Origin of the sequence: Methylobacterium sp. 22177, from assembly GCF_052045615.1 — a bacterium.
GTDB classification, from domain to species: domain Bacteria; phylum Pseudomonadota; class Alphaproteobacteria; order Rhizobiales; family Beijerinckiaceae; genus Methylobacterium; species Methylobacterium radiotolerans.
The window spans coordinates 1-11536 of the sequence record NZ_JBQEPK010000026.1 but is presented as its reverse complement, the minus strand read 5'-3'; the positions used below and the strand labels follow the sequence as shown (position 1 = coordinate 11536).

General features: G+C 72.2%; 10 protein-coding genes. 9 read left to right on the top strand and 1 reads right to left on the bottom strand.

Annotation, left to right across the window (positions count from 1 at the left end):
- The first annotated feature begins 22 nt into the window (after nucleotides 1–22).
- The 5 genes from ACTJK8_RS21275 (at nucleotide 23) to ACTJK8_RS21255 (ending at nucleotide 6177) form a co-directional block, all read left to right on the top strand.
- Nucleotides 23–895 carry a fumarate hydratase gene (locus ACTJK8_RS21275; RefSeq protein ID WP_029359022.1) on the top strand — a complete coding sequence of 291 codons (873 nt, stop codon included), beginning with the start codon at nucleotides 23–25 and terminating at the stop codon, nucleotides 893–895.
- A gap of 10 nt (nucleotides 896–905) precedes the next feature.
- Nucleotides 906–1517, top strand: coding sequence for a fumarate hydratase C-terminal domain-containing protein (locus ACTJK8_RS21270; protein WP_053621271.1), 612 nt, complete (start codon nucleotides 906–908; stop codon nucleotides 1515–1517).
- Nucleotides 1514–3238, top strand: a complete 1725-nt coding sequence (locus ACTJK8_RS21265) for an L-aspartate oxidase (protein WP_440762475.1) — start codon at nucleotides 1514–1516, stop codon at nucleotides 3236–3238. The genes ACTJK8_RS21270 and ACTJK8_RS21265 overlap by 4 nt, the downstream gene beginning before the upstream one ends.
- Before the next feature lie 13 nt (nucleotides 3239–3251).
- On the top strand, nucleotides 3252–4877 hold the full coding sequence (locus tag ACTJK8_RS21260) for a thiamine pyrophosphate-binding protein (protein WP_440762474.1): 1626 nt from the start codon (nucleotides 3252–3254) through the stop codon (nucleotides 4875–4877).
- Nucleotides 4878–5172: 295 nt separating this feature from the next.
- Nucleotides 5173–6177, top strand: a complete 1005-nt coding sequence (locus ACTJK8_RS21255; protein ID WP_052516884.1) for an ABC transporter substrate-binding protein — start codon at nucleotides 5173–5175, stop codon at nucleotides 6175–6177.
- Nucleotides 6178–6195: 18 nt separating this feature from the next.
- On the opposite strand, the gene ACTJK8_RS21250 is transcribed toward ACTJK8_RS21255, so the two are convergent.
- Nucleotides 6196–6942, bottom strand: coding sequence for a sulfite exporter TauE/SafE family protein (locus tag ACTJK8_RS21250; protein WP_012329714.1), 747 nt, complete (start codon nucleotides 6940–6942; stop codon nucleotides 6196–6198).
- 545 nt (nucleotides 6943–7487) lie between these two features.
- On the opposite strand from ACTJK8_RS21250, the gene ACTJK8_RS21245 reads away from it, so the two are divergent.
- The 4 genes from ACTJK8_RS21245 to ACTJK8_RS21230 form a co-directional block, all read left to right on the top strand.
- On the top strand, nucleotides 7488–7805 hold the full coding sequence (locus tag ACTJK8_RS21245) for a UxaA family hydrolase (protein WP_059408500.1): 318 nt from the start codon (nucleotides 7488–7490) through the stop codon (nucleotides 7803–7805).
- 7 nt (nucleotides 7806–7812) lie between these two features.
- On the top strand, nucleotides 7813–9093 hold the full coding sequence (locus ACTJK8_RS21240; protein ID WP_053621300.1) for a UxaA family hydrolase: 1281 nt from the start codon (nucleotides 7813–7815) through the stop codon (nucleotides 9091–9093).
- A 152-nt stretch (nucleotides 9094–9245) separates the two neighbouring features.
- Nucleotides 9246–10610 carry a C4-dicarboxylate transporter DctA gene (locus tag ACTJK8_RS21235; protein WP_012329711.1) on the top strand — a complete coding sequence of 455 codons (1365 nt, stop codon included), beginning with the start codon at nucleotides 9246–9248 and terminating at the stop codon, nucleotides 10608–10610.
- 12 nt (nucleotides 10611–10622) lie between these two features.
- Nucleotides 10623–11536: NAD(P)-dependent oxidoreductase (locus tag ACTJK8_RS21230; RefSeq protein WP_440762473.1), on the top strand; the 914-nt coding region annotated here is incomplete at its 3' end.

Sequence of the window (11536 nt, the reverse complement as noted above, 5' to 3'; positions counted from 1 at the left end):
CCCTCGTCAGCGGAGACCCGCCATGGATCTCGACATCCGCGAATTCGAGGAGGTCTGCCGCGACCTCTACGTCCGCGCCCTGAAGATCCTGCCGCCCGACATCAAGGCAGGCTTCGCCGACCTGCAGCGGGCCGAGACCAGCGCCACCGGCCGCGCCATCCTCGACACGATGGTGGAGAACGTCGCGGTCGCGGAGCGCACGAAGAATATCCTCTGCCAGGATACCGGCATCCCGATCTACAACGTCGTGATCGGCGCCGGCGTGCGCGTCGACGGCGCCGCCCTGAAGGCCGCGATCCGGCGCGGCTGCGAGCGGGCCACGACGGAGTTCTCCTTGCGCTCCTCGGTGGTCCACCCGATCACCCGCAGGAACGCGCAGACCTCCTGCGGCATCCGCGTGCCGATCATCCACGTCGATTTCGACGACCGGCCCGAGACCGTCGCGGTGGAGATGATCCCGAAGGGCTCCGGCTCCGAGAACGGCTCGTTCCTGCAGATGCTGCTGCCCTCGGACGGGATCGGCGCGGCCAAGCGCTTCGTCATCGACCGGGTGATCGAGCTCGGGGGCCGGGTCTGCCCGCCGACCATCGTGGGCGTCGGGCTCGGCGGCACCTCGGACCTGTGCATGCACCTCGCCAAGGTGGCGGCGACCCGGCCGCTGCGCTCGGTCTGCGCCGACCCGGACGGCGCCCGGATCGAGGCCGAGCTGTCGCGGGCGGTGAACGAGCTCGGCATCGGCCCGCAGGGGCTCGGCGGCCGGTCGACGAGCTTCGCCGTCCATGTCGAGCTCGCCGCGACCCACATCACCCAGAACCCGGTCGCGGTGAACATCCAGTGCCACTCGGCCCGCCGCGCCCGCGCGACGCTCACGCCCGGCGGCATCGCGTTCGATTGAGGAGCAGACCGTGGCCCACCACGTCCTCGACATGCCGGCCGGCGAGGCCGAGATCCGGGCGCTCCGGATCGGCGACACCGTCACCCTGCGGCGCTGGCTGTTCGGCATCCGCGACGCCACCCTGATCCACATGTTCGACAGGGACCGCCGCACCCGGCTCGACCTGAACGGTCACGCGGTGATCCACACCGCGCCGAACGTCCACCGCGTCCCGGTCTCCAACGCGGCGCCGGTCGGCTTCGCGCCGTTCTGCATCGGCACCACCACGTCGATGCGCATGGAGCGCTTCACCGACGCCCTGATGGCGCGCGAGGGCGTGCGCCTCATCGTCGGCAAGGGCGGCATGGGTCCGGCGACCCTCGACGCCTTCGCGCGGCGCGGCGGCGCCTACCTGGCGATCGTCGGCGGCGCGGCGGCGCTGGAGACCACCTGGATCGAGACCATCGTGGACGTCGACCTCGACGACCTCCACCCCGAGAGCCTGTGGCAGTTCGCGATCCGCGATTTCGGGCCGCTGCTGGTCGGGATGGATTCCCACGGCGGCTCGCTCTTCGCCGACGTGCAGCGCGACGTGGCCGCCCGGCGCGACGCCGTCATCGCCTCCCTCGAGGACGCACGATGAGCCCCGCGCAGGTCGAGACCGACATCCTGATCCTCGGCTCCGGCGGGGCCGGACTGTTCGCCGCGCTCCACGCCAAGAAGGTCGCGCCCGAGCTCGACGTCACCGTCGCGGTGAAGGGGCTGCTCGGCAAGTGCGGCTGCACCCGCATGGTCCAGGGCGGCTACAACGTGGCGCTGGCGCCGGGCGACTCGGTCGAGCGGCACTTCATGGACACGATCGAGGGCGGCAAGTGGCTGAACGATCAGGCGCTCGCCTGGACGCTCGTCACCGAGGCGCAGGTGCGGATCCGCGAGCTGGAGACCGAGCTCGGCTGCTTCTTCGACCGCAACCCGGACGGCAGCGTCCACCAGAAGGCCTTCGCGGGCCAGACCTTCGACCGGACGGTGCACAAGGGCGACCTCACCGGGATCGAGATCATCAACCGCCTGTCCGAGCAGGTCTGGCGCCGGGACGTGCGCCGCCTGGAGGATCACCGCGCCCTGGAACTGATTCCGGCCCGGGACGGATCGGGGCTGGCGGGCGTGCTGATGCTCGACATGCGCACCGGCGAACCGAAGCTGGTGCGGGCGAAGGCCGTGCTGCTCGCCACCGGCGGCGGGCCGACCATGTACAAGTACCACACGCCGTCGGGCGACAAGTCCTGCGACGGGCTCGCCATGGCGCTGCGCGCCGGGCTGCCCTTGCGCGACATGGAGATGGTGCAGTTCCACCCGACCGGGCTGCTCGCCGGCGCCGGCACCCGCATGACCGGGACGGTGCTGGAGGAGGGCCTGCGCGGGGCCGGCGGCTGGCTCCTCGATTCCACCGGCCAGCGCTTCATGGAGGCCTACGACCCGCGGGCCGAGCGCGCGACCCGGGACGTGGTCAGCCGCTCGATCATGCGGCGGCTCCGCGATGGTTTTTCCACGCCGAGCGGGGGCGTCCACATCCAGATGAGCCATCTCGGGCCCGAGGACGTGCGCCGCCGGTTCAAGGGCATGGTCGAGCGCTGCGCCGATTGCGGCTTCGACCTCGCGGGCGGCCTCGTCGAGGTCATCCCCACGGCCCACTACATGATGGGCGGCGTCCGGTTCGCGGTCGACTGCACCACCGCGCTGCCGCGCCTCTTCGCGGCCGGCGAGGATACCGGCGGCGTCCACGGGGCGAACCGGCTGGGCGGCAACGGCGTTGCGAATTCCACGGTGTTCGGGGGGCTGGCCGGCCAGTCCATGGCGCGGGCCGTGCGGCGCGAGGGTTCTTTCGCCGACCCAGACCCCGCCGCCGTCGAGGCGGGCCTGGCCCGCGCCTACGGGCCGCTCGGCCGGCCGGCGGAGTCGCTGCCGGAGATCCGCGAGGCGCTCTACGAGACGATGTGGGCCGATGTCGGCATCCTGCGGGACGCGGCCGGCCTGACCCGGGCGCTCGCCACCCTCGACGGGCTCTCCGACGCGGTCGCCCGGGCCGGCGCGCCGGACGGCGACCGTCGCTACGCGCTGACCTGGATGGACCGGCTGAACCTCGAGAACCTCGTCCTGGTCTCGCAGGCTATCGCCCGGGCGGCGCTCGCCCGCACCGACAGCCGCGGCGCCCATTTCCGCGAGGATTTTCCGGAAGCCTCGGATCTCGCGACCTCGCACTACACCGTGGTCCGCCAGCGCGGCGGGGCGCTCGACGTCGCGATGGAGCCGGTGCACTTCACGCATGTGCGGCCCGGCGGCTCGCTCCTCGACGCCGCCGCCTGAGGAGAGCCCGTCCATGCAGACCCTGCGCGGCGCCGACATCGTCGCCCGGACCCTGGAGGCGCTCGGCGTCACCCGGATCTTCACCCTGTCGGGCAACCACATCATGCCGGTCTTCGACGCCCTGCTGGAGACCGGGATCGCCCTCGTTCATACCCGCCACGAGGCGGCCTGCGTCCACATGGCCGACGCCTGGGGCCGGCTGACCGGCGAGGTCGGCGTCGCGCTGGTCACGGGCGGACAGGGCCACACCAACGGCGCGGCGGCGCTCACCACGGCGCTCGCGGCGGACTCCCCCGTGCTGCTGCTCTCCGGCCATGCGGGGCTCTCCGAGCTCGGGCGCGGCGCCTTCCAGGAGCTCGCCCAGGCCGACATCGCCCGGCCGATGACCAAGGCCGCCTGGACCGCCGGCTCGGTGGCTTCCCTCGGGCCGGACCTCGCCCGGGCCTTCCGGATCGCCCGGGAGGGGCGGCCCGGTCCGGTCCATCTGAGCCTGCCGGTCGACCTGCTGGAGACGGCCGTCCCCGCTGCCGCGGTGCGGATCCCGGACCGGGCGGTGGCCGCCCTGCGGGTCGCCGAGCCGGCACCGGATCTCGTGGCCGACCTGCTCGCCGCGCTGGCCGGAGCGGAGCGGCCGCTGATCGCCTGCGGTCCGGCCCTGTGCGACGGCTCCGGCCGGGCCGCGATGGCAGCGCTGGAGGAATCTCTTGGCCTGCCGGTCGTTGGCATGGAGAGCCCGCGCGGGATCAACGACCCGGCGCTCGGCGCCTTCGCGGAGGTGCTGGCGCGGGCCGACCTCCTCGTGCTCCTCGGCAAGCCGCTGGATTTCACCCTGCGCTTCGGCGCGGCGCCCGCCCTCGCGCCCGATTGCCGCTTCGCCATCGTCGATCCCGATCCGGCGCTCCTCGCCCGCGCCCCGGCCGACCGCCTCGCCGTCTCGGGCCTCGCCGATCCGCGGCCGGTGGTGGCGGCGCTGACCGCGCGCGCCACCGCCCTCCCCCGCCGGGAGGCCTGGCATCGGGACGCGCGGGCCGCCCTCGCCTACCGGCCGCCCGCCTGGGCGGATCTGCGCGGGATCGAAGGGCGCCTGCACCCGGTGGAGCTGTGCCGGGCGGTCGCGGCTTTCCTGGAGGACCACCCCGACGGCACGCTGATCTGCGACGGCGGCGAGATCGGGCAGTGGCCCCAGGCCCTGGTCCGCGCCGGGCGCCGGCTGATCAACGGCGTATCGGGCACGATCGGCGCGTCGATCCCCTTCGCGCTCGCCGCCGCCCTGGAGCGCCCCGGCGCCCCGGTGGTCGCGGTCCTGGGCGACGGCACCTTCGGCTTCCACATGGCCGAGTTCGACACGGCCGTGCGCTATCGGATCCCGTTCATCGCCGTGGTGGGCAACGACGCGCGCTGGAACGCCGAGCACCAGATCCAGCTGCGCAGCTACGGCCCCGAGCGGACGCGCCACTGCGACCTGCTCCCGACCCGCTACGATACGGTGGTCCAGGCGCTCGGCGGCTTCGGGGCGCTGGTGACCGAGGCGGCCGCCTTCCCGGCGGCGCTGGAGGCGGCCCAGGCCAGCGGCCTGCCGGCCTGCGTCAACGTGATGATCGAGAGCGTGCCGGCGCCGGTGATCCGCCGCCCCGGCTGAGGGAGTCGGTCCTTGAACTCACACCGCGTCCGCTGCACCGGCGACGGCCGCTGAGATTCCCCGCGCCCCGCTTGCGGGGCGAGGGATGTGACGACCCTGTCGTCGGCGCATCGAGGCAGCAGCCGAGGGGAAGGGGGCGATTCAGGACGAGGCTCCCCCGGGATCGCCCCCTCCCCGCCGCTCGGGCTACGCCTTCGCGTCCCTCACGGACGGCGGGGCGCGCGCGGGGAGAGGGGGCGTCGCGCTCGTCCCCGAGGAACGTGTTCGAGCGTGGTAGCCGGCTCGGGAGGGGATCATGCGCAGACGCGACGTTCTGGCCGGGGCCGCGGCGCTCCTGGCGAGCCCCGTCCCGGGGCGGGCCGAGGAGGCCGGCGCCGTGGCGATCGCCCGTCAGCCGAGCCTCGGCCACCTGCCGCTGATGCTGATGGAGGAGCAGGGCCTGCTCCAGAAGGCGGCGATGGCCCGCGGCGTGGCGGGGCTCCAGGCCCGCTACCTCACCCTCGCGGGCGGGGCCGCCATGAACGACGCGCTGCTCTCCGGGCAGATCCAGTTCGCGGCCGGCGGCGTGCCGCCCCTCGTGCTGCTCTGGTCGAAGACGGAAGGCACCGCCATGGCCGTGAAGGGCGTGGCGGCGATGAACAGCATGCCGCTCCTGATGAACACCAGCAACCCGAAGGTGCGCACGCTCGCGGACTTCACCGATCGGGACAAGATCGCGCTCCCCGCCGTGAAGGTCTCGGTCCAGGCGATGTTCCTGCAGATGGCGGCCGAGAAGGAACTCGGCGCGGCCCGCCGCAACGACCTCGACCGGCTCACCGTCACCCTGTCGCATCCCGACGGGATGGCGGCGCTCCTCGGAGGAACCGAGGTGACGGCGCATTTCACCGCCGCCCCGATCCAGGAGCTGGAACTGCGCCGGCCCGGCATCCGCACGGTGCTGAACAGCTTCGACGTGCTGGGCGAGCCCTCGACCTTCAACGTTGTCTGGACCTCCGGCTCCTTCGCGAGCGCCAGCCCCCGGGTCGTCGCGGCCTTCGGTGCCGCCCTGGACGAGGCGCTCGCCGCGATCGCGGCCGACCCGCCGGAGGCGGCGCGCGCCTACGTCCGGCTCGCCCGCGACGGGAGCGATGCCGGGTTGATCACCGAGATCCTGAACGACCCGCAGGTCTCCTTCACGGCGACGCCCCGGGCGGTCGGCAAGGTCGCCGCCTTCATGGCCCGCACCGGCACGATCCGCCGCCGGCCGGAGAGCTGGAAGGACCTGTTTCTCGCGGGCGTCCACGCCCGGGACGGGAGCTGACCCGTCGCGGCGGCCGCCTCAGCCCTGCAGCAGGCCGGGGAGCGCCAGCGCCGTGGTGGTCAGCCCGATCGCCGCGAGCAGCGCCAGGACCAGGGTGCGGAAGCGCCGCTGGTCGATCCGCGCGAACAGCGCGAGCCCGGCCAGCACGCTCACCAGCACCACCGGCAGCGCCAGGGCGAGGTCGCCGACGAGCTCGGGCGGGATCGGGTCGAGAGTGACCAGGATCGTCAGGGCCCAGACCTGCATCACCAGGGTGAAGGACTGGTAGACCGCCCGCTGGGTGCGCGGATCCCAGCCGCGCACGAGGCTCCAGGCCGTCGGCAGCGCCCCGGACAGGCCGGCGATGCCGCCCAGCACGCCGCCCAGGAAGCCGATCGCGCCGTCGCTCCAGCGATTGCCGAAGCCGACCCGGTAATCGGCGCGCAGCAGGGCGACCCCGCCGCTGTACAGGACCAGGAAGGCGCCGATCGCGACCTTGATGCAGCGCGGATCGAGGTCGTGCAGCAGGTGGATGCCGATCGGCGCGCCGACGAGGCCCGGCAGGATCATCGCGAAGGCGGTGCCCCGCGGCGGCCAGGTCCGCAGGCGCAGGATCGAGATCACCTGCGAGAGGATGCTGCAGACGAGCACCAGGGCGGTCGCCTCGACGGGCGTGCGGATCGACAGCAGGGTGCCCGAGGCGATCAGCGCGAAGGCGAAGCCCGTCAGGCCCGAGATCACGCCGGCGCAGCCGACGCACAGGATGAGCAGGAGCGTCTCGTTCATCGGGCGTGCCCGGCCGGGCCGAGGCCATCCGCGCGCGCACCCGCCATCCTCGTCCTCCCGGCCCGTCTCCCGCCGGAGGCGGGTTTCATCTGCATATATCTTATATAAGAGTTGCCGCCTGGGGCAAGGCGCGCGACTCGCGCGCCGGATCGGACGGGCCACCCGGATATATCGCGCGCGCCCCCCCCTCTGCGCGGCCTTTCCTGTTCGCACCCCACCGGCCGCCACGCGCTCTCCTCCCCCTTATGGGGAGGAGCCGGAGGTGGGGCGGGACAGGAGGCACCCTCGCGCGCGATCCAGCCCCCCTTCTCCCTCGCTTCGCCCAGCAAGGGAAGACGGACTTACGCCTGTCTCGCGGGCGCCTGATGTCCGGCAGACGCGTGCGGGCCCGGAAGCCTGAGCGAGGCGGGCGACCTGCGGTGCCGTCCCCCGAGCCCGCGAAATCACCTCCGCCCCTCAATCGGCCGTTGACGACGGCAATATCATAGGTCTTATATAAGACTAGTCGCCGCCGAGAAGCCGACGACCACCGTCAGGAGGACCGCATGAGCAGCCACGCCGCGTCCGGCGCGGGGCACCGCAAGCCGCATCTTCTCGCCCACTCCCCCCAGGACAACGTCGCCGTCGCGGTGATCGAGGGCCTGAGCGCGGACACCGACGCTTTCGGGGTGGTCACCGAGAACGACAGCACCTTCGAGGTCGCCGTCCGCCACGACATCCCGATCGGCCACAAGGTGGCGCTCACCGACCTGAAGGCGGGCGACACGGCCATCAAGTACGGCCAGGACATCGGCAAGGTCATCAAGGACGTCGCCAAGGGCGAGCACGTCCACGTCCACAACGTCAAGACGAAGCGCTGGTGAGGTGACGATGTTCAAGGAAGCCGCTCAGCTCGAACACGAGATCGCCACCCCCTTCGTCGGCGGTGCCCCCGATCAGTTCGCCACGAAGGCGCTCGCGACCGAGCGGGCCTCGGAGAACTACACGGCCGCCACCTTCATGGGCTGGCGCCGGGAGAACGGCCGGGTCGGCGTGCGCAACCACGTCGTGCTCCTGCCGCTGGACGATCTGTCCAACGCCGCCTGCGAGGCGGTCGCCAACAACGTGAAGGGCACGATGGCGCTGCCCCACGCCTACGGCCGGCTCCAGTTCGGCGAGGATCTGGATCTCCACTTCCGCACCCTGATCGGGATCGGCTCGAACCCGAACGTCGCCGCCGTCGTGGTGATCGGCATCGAGGACCAGTGGACCAACCGCGTGGTCGAGGGCATCGCCAGGACCGGCAAGCCGGTCGTCGGCTTCGGCATCGAGGGCCACGGCGACATCGCGATCGTCGCCAAGGCGAGCTACCAGGCCAAGCGCTTCGTGCAGTGGGCCACCGAGCTCCAGCGCGAGGAATGCCCGATCGCCGACCTCTGGGTCTCGACCAAGTGCGGCGAGTCCGACACCACCACCGGCCTCGCCTCCTGCCCCACCGTCGGCAACATGTACGACAAGCTGATCCCGCACGGGATCTACGGGGTGTTCGGCGAGACCTCCGAGATCACCGGCGCCGAGCACCTGTGCCGCGAGCGGGCGATCAGTCCCGAAGTCTCCGACAAGTGGTACGCCATGTGGAAGGCCTACCAGGACGACGTTATCGAGGCCCACAAGACCGACGACCTGTCCGACTCGCAGCCCACCAAGGGCAACATCGCGGGCGGCCTGACGACGATCGAGGAGAAGGCGCTCGGAAACCTGGAGAAGATCGGCCACGCGTGCCGGTTCATCGACGCGCTGCAGCCCGCGGAGGCGCCCACCAAGGGGCCCGGCCTCTACTTCATGGACACGTCCTCGGCGGCGGCCGAGTGCGTGACCCTGATGGCGGCGGCCGGCTACGTGGTCCACACCTTCCCGACCGGCCAGGGCAACGTGATCGGCAACCCGATCGTCCCGGTGATCAAGATCACCGGCAATCCCCGCACCGTGCGGACCATGGGCGAGCACATCGACGTCGACGTGTCGGGCGTGCTCACCCGCGAGATGACGATCCCGCAGGCCGGCGACGCGCTCATCGACATGGTGGTGCGCACCGCCAACGGCCGGCTCACGGCGGCCGAGTCCCTCGGCCACCGGGAATTCGTGATGACGAAGCTCTACCGCAGCGCCTGACGCGCGAGTCGCCGACGCACACGTCCCGCGCCCGCGGACCGCGAACCGGTCCGCGGGTGCCGCCCCGACGCCACGGGGTTCAGGACCACGAGGGAGCGCACGACTGCGGGCGAAACCGCGGCGGCCTCCGTCCCGTCACAGTGGAGGAACGCATGAGGCTGCTCCGGTCGATCTACGGCCAGGTTCTGCTCGGCATCGCGCTGGGCATCGGCGTCGGCGTGGTCGCGCCCGACTTCGCGGTGGGCTGCAAGATCCTCGGCGACATGTTCATCAACCTGATCAAGATGATCGTCGCCCCCGTCATCTTCTGCACGGTCGTGGTCGGCATCGCGCATGTCGGCGACATGAAGAGCGTCGGCCGGATGGGCCTGAAGACCATCCTGTACTTCGAGGTCGCCACGACGGTGGCGCTCGCCGCGGGCCTCCTGTTCGTCAACCTGCTGCGGCCGGGCGATGGCGTGAACGCCACGGTCGACAGCCTCGACGCCAAGCTCGTGGCCGGCATCGCCAGCAAGGCCCACGCGCAGTCGCCGATGGAGATCGTCGCCAACATCATCCCGCACAGCGCGGTCGACGCCTTCGCCAAGGGCGACCTGATCCAGGTGATGTTCTTCTCGGTGCTCGTCGGCATGGGGCTCGCGATGCTGGGCCGGCGCGGCGAGTTCCCGCTCAAGGTGGTCCACGCCTTCGGCGACGTGCTGATGAAGGTCGTCGGCCTGATCATGCACTTCGCCCCCGTCGGCGCCTTCGGCGCGATGGCCTTCACCATCGGCAAGTTCGGGCTCGGCATTCTCGCCCAGTACGGGATGCTGATCGTCTCGCTCTACCTGACCTTCATCGTGTTCATCGCGGTCTTCCTCGGCGGCGTGATGCGCTTCTACGTCGGCCTGAGCCTGTGGAAGCTGTTCCGGTACAGCCGCGAGGAGCTGTTCATCCTGCTCGGCACCACGAGCTCGGAATCGGTGCTGCCGCGGATCATGGCCAAGCTCAACGGGCTCGGGGTCGACAAGAGCGTCACCGGCCTCGTGATGCCGGCCGGCCTGTCCTTCAACATGGACGGCTCGTGCATCTACCTGACCATGGCGATCGGCTTCATCGCCCAGGCCCTCAACGTGCCGCTGACCTGGGAGCAGGAGCTCGGCATCCTCGCCATCGCGCTGGTGACCTCGAAGGGCGTGGCGGGCGTGGCCGGCGCCATCCTGTTCGTGCTCGCGGCGACGCTCCAGGCCTCGCAGCTCCTGCCGGTGGCGGGCATCGCGCTGATCATCGGGGTGGACCGCATCCTGAACGAGCTGCGCTGCGTGACCAACGCGGTCGGCAACATGGTGGCGACCCTCGTGATCGCCCGCTGGGAGGGCAAGATCGACCTCGCCCACGCCCGGGCGGTGCTCGACGGCCGCATCACCCCGAACCTCGACCTCCTCGACGACGACGGCGAGGCCGCGGACGCGATCCCCGCCCGCGAGCCGGCGGCGGCCTTCCGCCGCCCCCTCCCCGCTGCCGTGCCGGCGACCTGAGAAGGATTCACCATGCCCAAGGTCATCATCAGCGAGTTCATGGACGAGGCCGCGATCGCGGCCGAGCTCGCCGGCCTCGACGTGGTGTACGATCCCGGCCTCGTCGACCGGCCGGAGGACCTCGCCGCCGCCGCCGCCCGGGCCGACGCCCTGATCGTGCGCAACCGGACGCAGGTCCGCGGCGCCCTGCTCGACGCCGCCCGCGACCTCACGGTCGTCGGCCGCCTCGGCGTCGGCCTCGACAACATCGACCTCCCCGCCTGCCGGGCGCGCGGCATCGCGGTCTACCCGGCCACCGGCGCCAACGACGGCGCGGTCGCCGAGTACGTCATCGCCTCCGCGCTGCTGCTCCTGCGCGGCGCCTACGGGGCGAGCGCCGCCGTCGCCGCCGGCGCGTGGCCGCGCAACGCCCTGATGGGCCGCGAGATCGCCGGCAAGCGCCTCGGCCTCGTGGGCTTCGGCGCGATCGCCCGCGAGACCGCCCGGCGGGCGGCGGCGCTCGGCATGGCGGTCGCCGCCCACGACCCGTTCGTGGCCGCGGACGACCCGGCCTGGACCCAGACTTGGACCCCGGCCTCGGGCCCGGTGGAACGGACCGCCCTCGACGCGCTGATCGCCGGCAGCGACGTGCTCTCGCTGCACGTGCCGCTCACCGACGCGACCCGCGGCCTGATCGACGCGGCGGCGCTGGCGCGGATGCCGACGGGCGCGATCCTGATCAACGCCGCCCGGGGCGGCATCGTGGACGAGGCGGCCGTGGCCGCCGCGCTGCGCTCCGGCCATCTCGGCGGCGCGGCGCTGGACGTGTTCGAGCGCGAGCCCCTCGACCCGGCCGCCGGCGCCGTGTTCGCGGGCGTGCCCAACCTGATCCTGACGCCCCACATCGCCGGCGTGACCCGGGAATCGAACGTGCGCGTCTCCGCCGT